This window comes from Novosphingobium sp., from assembly GCF_027531025.1.
Lineage (GTDB): Bacteria > Pseudomonadota > Alphaproteobacteria > Sphingomonadales > Sphingomonadaceae > Novosphingobium.
In genome coordinates, this window is the sequence record NZ_JAPZQX010000003.1 from 274,985 (window position 1) to 288,720 (window position 13,736).

General features: G+C 66.7%; 16 protein-coding genes and 1 tRNA gene. 12 read left to right on the forward strand and 5 right to left on the reverse strand.

Features of this window, described 5'->3' with window-relative positions; genetic code table 11:
• Positions 1 to 62 precede the first annotated feature (62 nt).
• From O9281_RS04370 to O9281_RS04390, 5 genes are all read left to right on the forward strand, one after another.
• Positions 63 to 209 (forward strand): hypothetical protein, encoded by a 147-nt coding sequence (locus tag O9281_RS04370; RefSeq protein WP_298183263.1) that lies wholly within the window; start codon positions 63 to 65, stop codon positions 207 to 209.
• Positions 206 to 2,062 (forward strand): hypothetical protein, encoded by a 1,857-nt coding sequence (locus tag O9281_RS04375; protein WP_298183266.1) that lies wholly within the window; start codon positions 206 to 208, stop codon positions 2,060 to 2,062. Before O9281_RS04370 ends, O9281_RS04375 begins: the two co-directional genes overlap by 4 nt.
• On the forward strand, positions 2,049 to 2,951 hold the full coding sequence (locus tag O9281_RS04380) for a tyrosine recombinase (protein WP_298183267.1): 903 nt from the start codon (positions 2,049 to 2,051) through the stop codon (positions 2,949 to 2,951). The genes O9281_RS04375 and O9281_RS04380 overlap by 14 nt, the downstream gene beginning before the upstream one ends.
• Positions 2,952 to 2,961: 10 nt before the next feature.
• Positions 2,962 to 3,921 carry an acetyl-CoA carboxylase carboxyltransferase subunit alpha gene (locus O9281_RS04385; RefSeq protein ID WP_298183269.1) on the forward strand — a complete coding sequence of 320 codons (960 nt, stop codon included), beginning with the start codon at positions 2,962 to 2,964 and terminating at the stop codon, positions 3,919 to 3,921.
• A gap of 77 nt (positions 3,922 to 3,998) precedes the next feature.
• Positions 3,999 to 5,486 (forward strand): M48 family metalloprotease, encoded by a 1,488-nt coding sequence (locus tag O9281_RS04390; RefSeq protein WP_298183271.1) that lies wholly within the window; start codon positions 3,999 to 4,001, stop codon positions 5,484 to 5,486.
• A 90-nt stretch (positions 5,487 to 5,576) separates the two neighbouring features.
• On the opposite strand, the gene O9281_RS04395 is transcribed toward O9281_RS04390, so the two are convergent.
• Both O9281_RS04395 and O9281_RS04400 read right to left on the reverse strand, forming a co-directional pair.
• On the reverse strand, positions 5,577 to 5,756 hold the full coding sequence (locus O9281_RS04395; protein WP_298183273.1) for a Flp family type IVb pilin: 180 nt from the start codon (positions 5,754 to 5,756) through the stop codon (positions 5,577 to 5,579).
• A 96-nt stretch (positions 5,757 to 5,852) separates the two neighbouring features.
• Positions 5,853 to 6,047 (reverse strand): Flp family type IVb pilin, encoded by a 195-nt coding sequence (locus O9281_RS04400; protein ID WP_298183275.1) that lies wholly within the window; start codon positions 6,045 to 6,047, stop codon positions 5,853 to 5,855.
• 81 nt (positions 6,048 to 6,128) lie between these two features.
• On the opposite strand from O9281_RS04400, the gene O9281_RS04405 reads away from it, so the two are divergent.
• The gene (locus O9281_RS04405; RefSeq protein ID WP_298183278.1) at positions 6,129 to 6,533 is read left to right on the forward strand and encodes a (deoxy)nucleoside triphosphate pyrophosphohydrolase; all 405 of its coding nucleotides are present in this window, start codon (positions 6,129 to 6,131) and stop codon (positions 6,531 to 6,533) included.
• A 45-nt stretch (positions 6,534 to 6,578) separates the two neighbouring features.
• Positions 6,579 to 6,655 (forward strand) — tRNA-Arg (locus tag O9281_RS04410).
• A 40-nt stretch (positions 6,656 to 6,695) separates the two neighbouring features.
• Here O9281_RS04410 and O9281_RS04415 read toward each other — a convergent pair.
• A complete protein-coding gene (locus O9281_RS04415) occupies positions 6,696 to 8,072 on the reverse strand; it encodes a phospholipid carrier-dependent glycosyltransferase (RefSeq protein WP_298183281.1) in 1,377 nt (458 codons plus the stop codon).
• 81 nt (positions 8,073 to 8,153) lie between these two features.
• Here O9281_RS04415 and O9281_RS04420 point away from each other — a divergent pair, with 81 nt between their 5' ends.
• The 3 genes from O9281_RS04420 to O9281_RS04430 are packed head-to-tail and all read left to right on the forward strand — an operon-like array spanning position 8,154 to position 10,682.
• Positions 8,154 to 9,656, forward strand: a complete 1,503-nt coding sequence (locus O9281_RS04420; protein ID WP_298183284.1) for a phospholipase D-like domain-containing protein — start codon at positions 8,154 to 8,156, stop codon at positions 9,654 to 9,656.
• The gene (gene folE / locus O9281_RS04425; RefSeq protein WP_298183286.1) at positions 9,653 to 10,252 is read left to right on the forward strand and encodes a GTP cyclohydrolase I FolE; all 600 of its coding nucleotides are present in this window, start codon (positions 9,653 to 9,655) and stop codon (positions 10,250 to 10,252) included. Before O9281_RS04420 ends, folE begins: the two co-directional genes overlap by 4 nt.
• A gap of 1 nt (position 10,253) precedes the next feature.
• Positions 10,254 to 10,682: a PaaI family thioesterase gene (locus O9281_RS04430; RefSeq protein ID WP_298183288.1), complete on the forward strand. Its 429-nt coding sequence runs from the start codon at positions 10,254 to 10,256 to the stop codon at positions 10,680 to 10,682.
• Here O9281_RS04430 and O9281_RS04435 read toward each other — a convergent pair whose 3' ends face one another.
• On the reverse strand, positions 10,683 to 11,039 hold the full coding sequence (locus tag O9281_RS04435; RefSeq protein ID WP_298183290.1) for a DUF3147 family protein: 357 nt from the start codon (positions 11,037 to 11,039) through the stop codon (positions 10,683 to 10,685).
• Between the two features lie 4 nt (positions 11,040 to 11,043).
• Positions 11,044 to 11,523, reverse strand: coding sequence for a peroxiredoxin (locus tag O9281_RS04440; RefSeq protein WP_298183292.1), 480 nt, complete (start codon positions 11,521 to 11,523; stop codon positions 11,044 to 11,046).
• Positions 11,524 to 11,699: 176 nt separating this feature from the next.
• Here O9281_RS04440 and O9281_RS04445 point away from each other — a divergent pair, with 176 nt between their 5' ends.
• Both O9281_RS04445 and ahcY read left to right on the forward strand, forming a co-directional pair.
• Positions 11,700 to 12,158, forward strand: coding sequence for an S-adenosyl-L-homocysteine hydrolase (locus tag O9281_RS04445; protein WP_298183295.1), 459 nt, complete (start codon positions 11,700 to 11,702; stop codon positions 12,156 to 12,158).
• A 122-nt stretch (positions 12,159 to 12,280) separates the two neighbouring features.
• Entirely contained in the window at positions 12,281 to 13,693 is a 1,413-nt protein-coding gene (ahcY, locus tag O9281_RS04450; protein WP_298183297.1) for an adenosylhomocysteinase, read from the forward strand.
• Positions 13,694 to 13,736: the final 43 nt, after the last annotated feature.

Genomic DNA, 13,736 nt, shown 5'->3' on the forward strand with positions numbered 1-13,736 from the left:
GCCTGCCTATAGATAGGCTAACCGCGTGTGCAAGCATCGGACGTGAAGGAATGAGTGTGGCGGTGAGGGTGCGAACGGGGTGGCTGATCGGTGGAACGGCGCTGCTGGTGGCGCTGGCCGGGCTGCTGGGCCTGGCCTGGCAGGACGCCGGCAAGGAGCCGCTGCGGCTGATCGCCGAACCCGTTTCCCTGCCCGAGGTGCGGCCATGAGACGCAACCTGATCCTGCTGGCGGGCGGCACCGTCTTGGCCCTGTCGTCCGCGCTGGTCGTGGCGCAGGACGCGCCGGAATCGCTGCTGCCGCCCGGCTTTGACCGTCCCCGGCCCAGCGCCACCCGCGCCGCCAGTCCGCCCGCGACCCCCACGGTGACCAGGGGCAGCAATGCCGCCACGCCCGCTGGATCAGTTTCGGTTCCGGTAGTCGAGGCCGTGCCCGGTGCGGCGGGGGCTGTCCCTGCGCTGCCCGCGGGCGTGAAACTGCCAACGCTGCAAGAGCTTGAGGCGATGTCGCCCGAGCAGCTGGACGAATTGCTGGGCCTGAAGCCCCGGTCCGACATGCCCGCCGCCGCGCGCCGCTCGCTGCGGCAGGTGGGCGTGCTGGCCAGTTACGAGGGTGGCCTGCCCGCCGGATCGCTGGCGCGGCAGAACGCGGCCCTGGTCAAGGCAACGCTGGACGGCAACAAGGGGCCGCTGGTCTCGCGCTGGGGCCATATCCTGCTCCGCCGCGCGCTGGCCTCGCGGCTGGATGCTCCGGCGGGGATGAACCCGGCCGACTTTGCCGGCCTGCGCGCCGCCCTGCTGGTGCGGATGGGCGAGGGCGAGGCGGCCCGCGCCGTGGTCCAGGATGTCGATGCCGGAAACTATACCGATGCCTTGACCCGCGCCGCGCTGGATGCCTATGCCTTTACCGCCGACATTACCGGGATCTGCCCGGTGGCCTCGGTCCAGGGCGGGGCGCGCAAGGATGCCGAATGGCGGGTGCTGCGCACCGTCTGCCAGGCCTTTTCGGGCGACGGTGCCGCGGCCATGGCCGCGCTCGACCGGATGGAGGGCGGCAAGGTCTGGCCCAAGATCGACATGCTGCTGGCCCAGAAATACGCCGGTGCGGCAGGCTCTGCGCGCCGGGCGGTGACGATCGAATGGGATGGGGTGAGCGAGCTCAACCCCTGGCGCTATGCCTTTACCATTGCCGTCGGGCTGGAACCCCCGGCGGAGCTGCTGCGCAATGCGCCGCTGCGCTATACCCTGGCCTCTGCCACTGCGCCGATGCTGCCGCTGACAACGCGCGCGGCCGGGGCGGACCGGGCCGCTGGCCTGGGCATCCTGTCCAGCGCGGCGATGGTTGACCTTTATGGCCAGATCTATGCCCAGGAAGACATCACCGGCGAATGGGCCGATCGCGCCGCCCTGCTGCGCACGGCCTATACCGGGGAGACGCCTGACGCCCGGATGGCTGCAATCAGCCAGTTGTGGGACGCGGCGGACAGCCCGCAGGTCCGCTATTCACGCCAGGTGCTGACCGCCTATGCCGCCGCGCGCATGCCGCCGGGCAGCGCCTTTGCCGACCAGAGCGCCGACCTGATCGCCTCGATGCTGGCCGCCGGTCTGGATGGCAATGCGCTGCGCTGGGCCGAGATGGCCGATGTGGGTTCGCTCGCCTGGGCGCAGCTGGTGCTGGCCGCCCCGGCGCGCCCCACCCCGGTGCCGGGCAGCGCGCTCGATTCGTTCTACGACAATGACGAGAGCGACAATCACCGCAAGTCGCGCTTCCTGCTGGCGGGCCTTGCCGGGCTGGGCCGGGTCGAACCGGGCGCCGTGGCTGATTTTTCGGACAAGGTGGCGATCGATCTCAACCGCCAGACTCGCTGGACCCGGCTGATCACGCAGGCGGCCGATGCCAACAACCCCGTGCTGGTGGTGCTGCTGGCGGGCGTGGGGATGCAGGGCGATGGCTGGGACAAGATGACCAGCGTCCATCTCTACCACATCGTTTCGGCGCTGAATCGCGTCGGCCTTTCCGCCGAGGCGCGGATGATCGCCGCCGAGGCCGTTGCCCGCGCCTGATCCCCTGTCTGCCGGGGCGCAGGCCTTCCTGGCCATGCTGGCCGCCGAACGCGGCGCTGCGGCCAATACCCTGGCCGCCTATACCCGTGATCTTGCCGCTGCCGAGGCGCTGATCGGTCCGCTGGCCGGGGCCGACCGCGCCGGGGTGGAACGGCTGGCGCAGCATTGGGCCAGCCTGGCCCCGTCCAGCCTGGCGCGGCGTTGCTCCGCCCTGCGCCAGTGCTTCGGCTTCCTGGTCGACGAGCAATGGCGGGCCGACGATCCATCGCCCGCCCTGCCGCGCCCACGCAGCCGTCGGCCGCTGCCCCGGATCCTGTCCCACGCCGAGGTCGAGGCGCTGTTCGCCACAGCCGAGGCGGAGGCGGCGGCTGACCGGCCCGAGGCGGTGCGGCTGCTGACCCTGCTGGAACTGCTCTATGGCTCGGGCCTGCGCGCGACCGAACTGGTTTCACTTCCGCTTGCCGCCGTCCCGCGCGATGCGCCATTCCTGACGATTACCGGCAAGGGCGGGCAGCAGCGGCTGGTGCCCGTCAGCACCCGGGCGCGGCAGGCGCTGTCGCGCTGGCTGGCGGTGCGGGGCGATAAGGGCCGATTGCTGTTCCCCTCGACCGGGCAGTCCGGCCACCTGACGCGGGTGCGGCTGTTCCAGTTGTTGCGGGCCCTCGCCGGCCGTGCCGGGATCGATCCCGAAAAGGTCAGCCCGCACGTGCTGCGCCATGCCTTTGCCACGCACCTGCTGGAAGGGGGAGCGGACCTGCGCGTGCTGCAAACGCTGCTCGGCCACGCCGATATCGCGACGACGCAGATCTATACCCATGTCGATTCGGCGCGACTGGTCGAACTGGTCAACGCGCGTCATCCCCTTGCCCAACGTCGCCGGGCGGGCTAGCGCACGGGGCATGATCTCGTACCTGGAGTTCGAAAAGCCCGTTGCGGCACTGGAAGCCCGGATCGCCGAACTGCGCGAAACGGCCAGTGGCGGCGATGTGGACATTTCGTCCGAACTGCGGCGGCTTGAAACCAAGAGCGCCGACCTGCTTGCCAGCACTTATGCCGCGCTGACCCCCTGGCAGAAGACCCAGGTGGCGCGCCATCCAATGCGCCCGCACTTCCGCGATTTCGTCGCCCAGGGCTTCAGCGATTTCGTGCCGCTGGGCGGAGACCGCTGCTTTGGCGAGGATCAGGCGATCATCGGCGGATTCGCCCGGCTGGGCACCAATGGCGATGGCCCGCGCGTAATGCTGATCGGGCATGAGAAGGGCCACGACACGCAGAGCCGGATCAGGCACAATTTCGGCATGGGCAAGCCCGAAGGCTATCGCAAGGCGATCCGCCTGATGGAGCTGGCCAGCCGCTTCAAGCTGCCGGTGGTCACCCTGGTCGATACCTCCGGCGCCTTTCCCGGGATCGAGGCCGAAGAGCGCGGCCAGGCCGAAGCCATCGCCCGGTCGACCGAGGCCTGCCTGGCGCTGGACGTGCCAATGGTGGCCGCGATCGTGGGTGAGGGCGGCTCGGGCGGAGCAGTCGCGCTGGCCAGTGCCGAGCGGGTGCTGATGTTCGAACATGCGGTCTATTCGGTGATCTCGCCCGAAGGCTGCGCCTCGATCCTTTGGCGTACCTCGGAAAAAGCGGCCGATGCGGCCGAGGCGATGAAGGTGACTGCCCAGGACCTCTTGGCGCTGGGCGTGATCGACCGGATCGTGAAGGAGCCGGTGGGCGGAGCGCATCGTGCACCCGACCTGGCGATCGCCGCGCTGGTCAAGGCCATCGGCGAGGAACTGGACGCGCTGGGCAAGCACAGCCCGGCCAAGCTCAAGGCCCTGCGCGAAGAGCGGTTCCTGCGGATCGGCGAAGCGTAGCGACAGGGCTTTTCAACCGCTTGCCATGGGCCTAGCCTTGCCCTCGGTCAGATCGGCCGAGCGAGAGGAGCCCTTCGATGAACCAGATCTCCCGACATCGTGTCCGTTTCCTGGCGGGCGCGGCCCTGGTTGCGGGGCTGGTGGTCCTGCCGGGCGAGGTGGGCGTGGCCCAGACGGGTGCGGCCCCCGTCCAGTCGATCAGCGAAAAGGACAAGGCCGAAGGGGCCAAGGCGCATCCGCAACTGCTGGCCGAATTCGGCGGCGCGGAAACGGGGACGCAGGCCGCCTATGTCGAGACCGTGGGCAAGACCATCGCGGTCCAGTCCGGGCTCAGCAATGCCCGCAACGATTTCACCGTCACCCTGCTGAACTCGCCGGTCAACAACGCCTTCGCCATCCCTGGCGGCTATGTCTACGTCACGCGTCAGCTGGTGGCCCTGATGAACAGCGAGGCGGAGCTGGCGGCCGTGCTGGGGCACGAGGTTGGCCATGTTGCGGCCCAGCATGGCCGCAAGCGGCAGAGTGCGGCGACCCGCAACGCGGTGGTTGGCGTGCTGGGCGCGGTGCTGTCGGGTGTGCTGCTGGGCAACAGCCAGGTCGGCCAGGTGGTCCAGCGCGGCTTCCTGCAGGGATCGCAACTGCTGACCCTGCGCTATTCGCGCAGCCAGGAAACCGAATCCGACAACCTCGGTGTCGAATATCTGCGCCGGGCCGGATACGATCCGCGGGCGATGGGCACTGTCCTGCAATCGCTCGCGAACCAGAATGCGCTCGATGCGCGGCTGATGGGATCGAATGCCAAGGTGCCCGAATGGGCCTCGACTCACCCTGATCCCGCCTCGCGCGTGCGGGCGGCGCTGGCCCGGGCCGGGACCAGCCCGAGCGGGGTGACCAATCGCGACATCTTCCTGGGCCGGATTGCTGGCATGACCTATGGCGACGATCCCAAGCAGGGGATCGTCGATGGTCGCCGGTTTACCCACCCCGACCTCAGGCTCGCTTACGAAGCGCCGGCCGGGTTCTACATGATGAACGGCACCCGCGCCGTGGCGATCAATGGCCAGTCCGGGCGCGGGCAGTTCTCCACTGGGCCCTATTCGGGCGATCTCGACAGCTATGTCCGCGCCGTGTTCGGCGGGCTGACCGAACAGGGCCAGGCCCGGATCGATCCCGGCCCGATCGGCCGCACCACGATCAACGGCCTGCCGACCGCCTATGCCACCACGCGGGTGAATACCGGCAGCAGCACGGTCGACGTGACGGTGTTCGCTTATGAGTTCGCCCGCGATCGGGCCTATCACTTCGTGACGATCGCCGCGGCCGGAAGCGCGGCGGTGTTCGATCCGATGTACCGTTCGCTGCGGCGGATCTCGGACAGCGAGGCTACGGCAATCAAGCCGCGCAAGGTCACCCTGGTAACTGTCAAGGCAGGCGACACCGTACAATCACTGGGCCAGCGGATGGCTTTCAGCGATGCGCCGCTCGACCGGTTCCTGGTGCTGAATGGCCTGACCGCATCAAGCCGGCTGGTGCCGGGGCAAAGGGTCAAGCTGGTTACCTACTGATTTTCGGCGTTTTCTGGGTGTCCAAACGAAAAGGGGCGGCAGGTTTCCCTGCCGCCCCTGATCTTTGTCCGTTCCCGGACGGGTCGATTACTAAGCCGAAGCGTTCGCGGTCGACATCGCATCCTTGGTGGTGGTGAAGGTGGTCTGCAGTTCGTTGCCCAGGCCCTGCATCGCGGTGATCGCGGCAACGGCGATGAGGGCGGCGATCAGGCCGTATTCGATGGCGGTGGCACCAGCTTCGTCACGGAACAGCTTGTTGATGAACTTCATGGTCAGTCTCCTGTTGGCAGTCTCAAAGTACCCGGCTCTTTCCCTGTCACCCGGATCGAGCAATCACCGGGCTAAGGGTAAAGTCTTGAAAAATGTTTAACCTGCGTTTGCCTTTTGCGAGGCTTCTGACACCTTGCTGGAGATCGAAATCCAGGTGCGGTCGTTCTCGTTGGCGAAGCCCTGGAGGGCCGCAAACATCGCAAGCACGATCATGCAGGCGATCAGGCCCATCTCGAGCGCAGAGGTGCCCCGCTGGTCACGGATCAGCCGCTTGAGTATTGCGATCTTCATGGCGCTCCCTCGCAAATAATGCGGGCCTTTCGCGGTTCATCGCAGATCATCCCTAAGGAATGGTTTAAGGAGTTGTTGACGATGCAAAAAAATCCGACAGCCATCCTGGTGGTTGCAGCAGCCCTGATCGATCAGCAGGGGCGCGTGCTGATGCACCAGCGCCGCCATGGCGAGGCTGAAGGCGGCTTGTGGGAGTTTCCCGGAGGCAAGGTTGATCCCGCCGAAACCCCCGAATCCGCGCTTGTTCGGGAACTGGCAGAGGAACTGGGGATCACGGTCGATCCGGCTGACCTGGCCTGGCTGGCGCGCGCGGAGCTGCCGGGTAACCCCTATGTCCTGAACCTTTACACCTGCCGCCGCTGGCAAGGCGCGCCGCGCTGCCTGGTCGGCGCGGGGCTGGCCTGGACCCATGCCGAAGCCCTGCCGGACCTGCCCATGCCGCCGCTGGACGTGCCGCTGGCCAAGGCTTTGCAAAAGGTCATTTAGCCGCTTGCCAAGCGCGAATGACCTGCCTATGTGCGCCTCTCCAACGCGCCCGTAGCTCAGCTGGATAGAGCATCAGACTACGAATCTGAGGGTCGGACGTTCGAATCGTTCCGGGCGCGCCAAAAACCCCGCTGGTCATGCCAGCGGGGTTTTTTGTTGTCCTCAGCCCGTCGGCAGGCCCAGCGCAATCGGTAGCCGCAGCGCGCCATAGGCACCGGCCAGGACTGCGACGACCAGCGCCGGGCGCCAGCCCAGCCGGGCGCTTGACCACTCCCGTGCGGCCAGGGCCAGGCCGAACAGCAGCGGGATGAAATAGTGGTAGAGATAGAGCACCCGCGATCCGTCGAGCGCCAGCAGAGCGCCCAGCGTGATCAGCCATCCGCCCAGCAGCAATGCCCGCAGCGGATCGTTGCGCAGCCGCCCCGGAAAGGCGCAGGCCACGACGCCGGCCAGCGCGATCAGCCAGACAACAGCGTTGGGAATGAGGCCGATTGCCCAGGGCGGGCTGACATCCACGTCCGAGCGATAGGCGATCAGGCCGCGTCCCAGCAGCCATTCCCACGGGCGCGATCCGTGCGCGTCGGTGGGCGGCATGATCGCCAGGTCATGCTGCATGAAGGCCACGATATCGCGCGCTGCCGCCGGATAGCGCGCCGGATCGAGCGCGCCGCGGGCCTGGGCGGCGCGCTGTTCGGGCGAGAAGAAGGGCAGGTCCATCCGCCCCATCTCGGTGGCCGGATCGGGCGGGTTGGGGGTGGCGGCCAGGTTAGCCGTCAGGGTCAGGCCCAGCGCCAGCAGCGCGCCCAGTCCGCCCGCGAGGCAGGTGCGCCACAGCGCCGCCCAGTCGCGCGCGGCCACTTGCCGCCACAGGATCGGCACGGCCAGCGCGCCCAGGATCAGGGCATTGGCCCGCACCAGCGCGGCGGCCATGACCAGCGCCCCGAAGGCGAACAGCGCCACATAGCTGCCGGTTCGCCAGGCCCGGACCAGCGCCCACAAGGCCCCGATCACGAAGGCGAGCTGGAAGGCATCGAGCTGGGCGCTGCGGATCTGCACTGCAATCGCCGTGTCGAACAGCAGCAGGGCTGAAAACAGCGCGGTCGCAACCAGGCTGCCGGTCAGTTCCAGCAGCAAGGCGCCGAACAGGACAATGCAGGCCACCCCGAACAGCGCGGGCAGAATGCGCATTCCCCCCCAGTCGAAGTCCTTTGGCATAACCTTGTCGGCAACAGCGCGCTCGGCCCCCAGCGGTTTCCAGTCGACCCGGTCGTTGTCCGCGACAAGGACGGTGCCGACGGCGATCAGCATGGTGCCCAGTGGCGGATGCGCGGCGAAATGCGCTTGCCCTGCGGCATAGCGGGCCGAGGTGGAGAGGTAATAGGCCTCATCCCAGATCGAGGCGCGGACCCGGTCCAGCCCCGGCAGGTACAGCGCGGCGGCGGCCAGGGCCAGCAGGGCCAGCAACAGCCGCGCATGCAGCGGGCGGGGGCGGGGCAGGGCGGCCGGCGCGGCCGGGCCGGGGGATTGCGGTTCGCTCACCCGCCTCCCATGTCACAGGGCGCGCGCGCGGAAAAGCTGCGCGGGGCGTGACGCCGCACTTGGCGGGGGATAGGAAGGGCCGTGGCCGATCAACCTTCATCCGGCAGTCCCTCGGCCTGGCGCTTTGCCAGGGCCAGCCGCGTGCACGTGGTAATCGACGCCGCGCCCTACTACGCGCTGATGCAGCAGGCGCTGCTGCGTGCGCGCCAGCGGATCATGATGATCGGCTGGGATTTCGATACTCGTATCCACTTGGGCCAGGGGCGGCGGTGGTGGAGCAAGCCCGACCGGCTGGAGCAGCCCGCCCGGCTTGGCCCCTTCATGATCTGGCTGGTCAAGCGCACCCGCGGCTTGCAGGTGCGGGTGCTGAAATGGAACTTCGGCGCGCTGAAGTTCATCTTCCGGGGGTCGATGATCCTCGACCTGTTCCGCTGGTGGCGCAATCCGTCGATCGACTTCAAGTTCGATTCCGCGCATCCGCTGGGGTGCAGCCATCACCAGAAAGTGATCGTGATCGACGATCGCTTTGCGGTTTGCGGCGGGATCGACATGACCGGTTATCGCTGGGATACGCCCGAACACCGCGAGGGCGATCTGCGCCGCCGGATGCCCTTTTCGCCCAAGGTCTTTGCCCCGTGGCATGATCTGTCGCTGCTGGTCGAAGGCGAAGTGGCCGTGGCCCTGGCCGAACTGGGCCGGGAACGCTGGGCCCAGTCCGGCGCGCCGCCGCTGGAACCGTGCGAACCGCAGATCACCAGCCCCTGGCCGCATAACCTGAAACCGGATTTCACCGATGTCGAGGTGGGCATTGCCCGCACCCGTTCGGCCTGGAACGGGATCAGCGAAGTGCGCGAGGTAGAGGCGCTGTTCCTTGAACATATCCGCCGCGCGAAGCGCTTCATTTACGCCGAAAGCCAGTACTTCGCCTCGCGCACCATTGCCGAGGCGATTGCCGAGCGGGTGAGCGAGCCGGATCCGCCGGAAATCGTGCTGATCAACCCGCTAACCGCCGAAGGCTGGCTGGAAGTGGTGGCGATGGACGGGGCGCGGGTGCGGCTGGCCCATGCCATAGCCGAACGCGATCACCGCCAGCGCTTCCGCATCTATGTGCCGCGCAATGCCGCCGGCGCGCCGATCTATGTCCATTCCAAGATGATGATCGTCGATGACGAAGTGCTGCGGATCGGCTCGGCCAACATGAACAACCGCTCGCTGGGGCTGGATAGCGAATGCGACCTGTTCATCGATGCCGCGCGGCCCGGCAATGGTCATGCCCGGCCGGGCATCACCAAGGTGCGCCATGCCCTGCTGGCCGAACATCTCGGCCTGCCCCGGCGCGAGGTGGCAGCCGCGCTGGAGCGGGATCCATCGATGCTTGCCCTGATCGAAAATGCGCCGCGCCGGGGCAAGTTCCTTGAACCTTTTGCCTTGCGCGCCCTCACTGAAACAGAGAGAGCGGTGGCTGACCACGCCCTGTTCGATCCCGAACGGCCCGAAGAACTGTTCGAGCCGTTCAGCAAGCGTCGGGGGCTGTTTCGCCGCGGCAGCTTTTTGCGCCGCCCGCGACTGGAGGGACTGAAATGAGCTGCGATCACGATCACGATGAAGACGGCAAGCTGCCGGTGCCCGATCACGTGCAGGAGGCGATCCGCACGCTGATCCGCTGGTCGGGCGACGATCCGCAGCGCGAAGGCCTGCTCGATACGCCCGCGCGCGTCGCGCGCGCCTGGAAGGAATACTGCCAGGGCTATGGCGAGGATCCCGCTGTCCACCTCTCGCGCCAGTTCGAGGAAGTGGGCGGCTATGATGAGCTGGTCCTGTTGAAGGACATTCCGTTCCAGTCGCACTGCGAACACCACATGGCCCCGATCACCGGCAAGGCGGCGATCGCCTATATGCCCAAGAACCGCGTGGTCGGCATTTCCAAGCTGGCGCGCGTGCTGCACGGCTATGCCCGCCGCCTGCAGATCCAGGAACGGCTGACGGCGGAAGTCGCCCAGTGCATCTGGGATCACTTGCAGCCGCATGGCGTGGCCGTGGTGATCGAGGCGCAACATGGTTGCATGACCGGGCGCGGCGTACGCACGCCGGGCGTGGGCATGGTGACCAGCCGCCTGCTGGGCTGTTTCCTCGACGATGACCGCAGCCGCAAGGAAGTGCTCAGCCTGATGGGTTATTGAGATGGCTGCGCCTGTGCCGGTGATGGACGTTGCCGAACTGGAAGCGTTCTTCGACCGGGCGTTCCCGACCCGTGAAGGCAAGGACAGCACCAGCATAGTCGAAATCCGGCCCGGCCGGGTGCGGCTGGTGCTGGAACCGGACGAGCGCCACCTGCGCCCCGGCAATTTGGTCTCTGGCCCCACCCAGATGGGGCTGGCCGACCGGGCGGCCTATGCGGTGATTCTGGCGCACATCGGCCCGGTCGCCATGGCGGTGACCAGCAACCTCAACTTCTCGTTCCTGCGCGGAGTACAATTGCGCGCGGTCCATTGCGATGCCGAATTGCTGAAGCTGGGCAAGCGGCTGGCGACGGTCGATTGCCGGCTGTGGCAGGATGCGCCGGACAATGTCGTTGCGCAGGCTGTGGTGACCTATGCGATTCCCGGCTGATCAGACCGGCCAGCCAAGCCGCCTGCCCGCAAACTGCATCAGCACATAGCCGATCCAGCCGGTTACGGCGAAAGCGACCATTGCGGCGGGGAAAGCCACGCCCTTGCGCAGCAGCATGGCCAGGATGACAAAGGCGGGCAGCGAGGCCAGCACATAGAGGCTGGATGACAGCGCCATGGTGGCGACGCGGGCCGTATCGCCGGTATCGCGCCACAGCCAGATCATCGCGAGGGTCGAAACCAGCGGCAGGCTGGCGATCAGCCCGCCCCAGCCGGGGCTGCGGCGGGCCACTTCGGAGGCAGCGGCGATCAGGACGCCTGAAATCAGGGCCTTGATGGCCAGCTGCCCCCAGTCCATTGGCTCAGAGGTTCTCGAGCAGGTAGTCGGCCGAGCTGACCTTGAACTCACCCGGCGCTTCGACGTGGAGCTGTTCGACCACGCCATCATTGACGACCATCGAGAAGCGCTGGCCGCGCAGGCCCAGGCCAAAGCCCGAACCGTCCATGGTCAGGTCCAGCGCCTTGGCGAAATCGGCGTTGCCATCGGCCAGCATGGTGATGTCCGACGAACCGGCGGCCTTGTTCCAGGCACCCATCACGAAGGGATCGTTGACCGCGGTGCCGACGATTTCGTCGATCCCCTTGGCCTTCAGTTCATCGGCCTTCTCGACGAAGCCCGGCAGGTGCTTGGCCGAGCAGGTCGGGGTGAAGGCACCCGGAACGGAGAACAGCGCCACGCGCTTGCCCTTGAAATAGTCCGCGCTCTGCACGGCTTCCGGGCCGTTTTCGGTGGCCTTGACCAGCTTCACGTCGGGCAGCTTGTCGCCAACAGCAATCGTCATTTTCGTTCTCCTGAACAGTGGGGGTAGGCTTGCCTTGGCGATATAGTCGGTGCGGGCGGCAGGGCAACCGCCGCGGATGGTTAATTTCGCTTTACCGCGCCGGTTTAAGAACGGGTAAACGCAAGGGCGCAGTCTTCAACAAGCGGGAACAGGGTCCCGCCTGAGGGAGACTGGCAATGAGACGCATCACAGGAGGGCTGGCGGGCCTCGCGGCTACGGGATTGCTGCTGACGGCACCGGCGATGGCCAATCCGGTCCAGCAGGCCGAGCAGCTGCGGCGGCTGGATATCATGCTGATGGTCACCGGCCTCAGGTGTCGCAACACGGCGGACAATTTCCAGCCTGACTACCAGCGCTTCACCACCCGGCACATTGCGGTGTTGAACGGTGCCAGCGACCAGCTGAAAGCTGCCTATGCCGCGCGGTTCGGGACTGGCGGAGCAGAGCGCGCGCTCGACCGGGTCAGCGTGACCATGGCCAACAGCTATGGCCAGGGCCACCCCTGGCTGACTTGCGCCCAGCTGAAGGTCGCGGCGCGGGGGCTGGCCAATGCCCAGGGTTCGGCCGTGCTGCTGGAAGCGGCTGACCAGCTGCTGGCGGGTAGCGGCACACCGCGCTTCGCCTGGGCGCGGTAGCGTTCCGAGGAACATATAAAGCAATCTTTATATTTGCCTCCAAAAGGGTGAACGGCTAAGGGCGGCGCATTACCGGAGCCGCCTGCCTTCTGCGGCGGCTCCCGCTGTTCAGGAGAAGACCCGTGGCCACCGCTGCCCAGACTCACGACTATGCCATTGCCGACATCGGCCTTGCCGACTTCGGCCGCGCCGAAATCCGGATCGCCGAAACCGAAATGCCCGGACTGATGGCGCTGCGCCAGGAATTTGGCGAGAGCAAGCCGCTGAAGGGTGCGCGGATCACCGGTTCGCTGCACATGACGATCCAGACCGCCGTGCTGATCGAAACGCTGGTCGCGCTGGGTGCCGAAGTGCGCTGGGCCACCTGCAATATCTTCTCGACGCAGGACCACGCCGCCGCCGCGATTGCCGCCGCGGGCATCCCGGTCTTCGCGATCAAGGGTGAAAGCCTGGCCGATTACTGGGACTATGTCGGTTCGATCTTCGACTGGGACGATGGCACCGGCCGCACTGCCAACATGATCCTCGACGATGGTGGCGATGCCACCATGTTCGCGCTTTGGGGCGCGCGGGTCGAAGCGGGTGAAGACCTGTTCGAGCCCACCAATGCCGAGGAAATCGAGTTCTGCCGCGCACTGAAGGCCTTCCTCAAGCGCAAGCCCGGCTACCTCACCATGTCGGTCGCCCACATCAAGGGCGTCTCGGAAGAAACCACCACCGGCGTGCACCGCCTTTACCAGATCGCCAAGGACGGCAAGCTGCCGTTCCCGGCGATCAACGTAAATGACAGCGTCACCAAGTCGAAGTTCGACAACCTTTATGGCTGCAAGGAATCGCTGGTCGACGCGATCCGCCGTGCCACCGACGTGATGCTCGCCGGCAAGGTCGCCTGCGTGGCCGGCTTCGGCGATGTCGGCAAGGGTTCGGCCGCTTCGCTGCGCCAGGGCGGCGCCCGCGTGATGGTCACCGAAATCGATCCGATCTGCGCGCTGCAGGCCGCCATGGAAGGCTATGAAGTCGTCACCATGGAAGAAGCGGTGAAGCGTTGCGACATCTTCGTCACCGCCACCGGCAACGAGGACGTGATCACCGCCGAACACATGAAGGCGATGAAGCCGATGAGCATCGTCTGCAACATCGGCCACTTCGACAGCGAGATCCAGATCGCCGCGCTCGACAATTACAAGTGGACCGAAGTGAAGCCGGGTACCGACCTGGTCGAATTCCCGGACGGCAAGCAGATCATCGTGCTGGCCAAGGGCCGCCTGGTGAACCTGGGCTGCGCTACCGGCCACCCCAGCTTCGTGATGTCGGCCAGCTTCACCAACCAGACGCTGGCCCAGATCGAGCTGTTCACCAAGAACGAGCAGTACAAGAACGAAGTCTATGTCCTGCCCAAGCACCTCGATGAGAAGGTCGCGGCGCTGCACCTCGAAAAGCTGGGCGTCCAGCTGACCAAGCTCAGCGAAAAGCAGGCCAAGTACATCGGCGTGCCCGAGCAGGGTCCGTTCAAGCCGGATCACTACCGGTACTGATGGCGTCGTCCCGGGCCTGGCCCCGGGACCGCTCTCCGCCTGG

Bases quoted from the DNA above. Each gene is read 5' to 3' on its own strand.
- O9281_RS04375 (WP_298183266.1), top strand. From the start codon at position 206: ATGAGACGCAACCTGATCCTGCTGGCGGGCGGCACCGTCTTGGCCCTG.
- O9281_RS04385 (WP_298183269.1), top strand. From the start codon at position 2,962: ATGATCTCGTACCTGGAGTTCGAAAAGCCCGTTGCGGCACTGGAAGCC.
- O9281_RS04390 (WP_298183271.1), top strand. From the start codon at position 3,999: ATGAACCAGATCTCCCGACATCGTGTCCGTTTCCTGGCGGGCGCGGCC.
- O9281_RS04395 (WP_298183273.1), bottom strand. From the start codon at position 5,756: ATGAAGTTCATCAACAAGCTGTTCCGTGACGAAGCTGGTGCCACCGCC.
- O9281_RS04400 (WP_298183275.1), bottom strand. From the start codon at position 6,047: ATGAAGATCGCAATACTCAAGCGGCTGATCCGTGACCAGCGGGGCACC.
- O9281_RS04405 (WP_298183278.1), top strand. From the start codon at position 6,129: ATGCAAAAAAATCCGACAGCCATCCTGGTGGTTGCAGCAGCCCTGATC.
- folE (WP_298183286.1), top strand. From the start codon at position 9,653: ATGAGCTGCGATCACGATCACGATGAAGACGGCAAGCTGCCGGTGCCC.
- O9281_RS04430 (WP_298183288.1), top strand. From the start codon at position 10,254: ATGGCTGCGCCTGTGCCGGTGATGGACGTTGCCGAACTGGAAGCGTTC.
- O9281_RS04435 (WP_298183290.1), bottom strand. From the start codon at position 11,039: ATGGACTGGGGGCAGCTGGCCATCAAGGCCCTGATTTCAGGCGTCCTG.
- O9281_RS04440 (WP_298183292.1), bottom strand. From the start codon at position 11,523: ATGACGATTGCTGTTGGCGACAAGCTGCCCGACGTGAAGCTGGTCAAG.
- O9281_RS04445 (WP_298183295.1), top strand. From the start codon at position 11,700: ATGAGACGCATCACAGGAGGGCTGGCGGGCCTCGCGGCTACGGGATTG.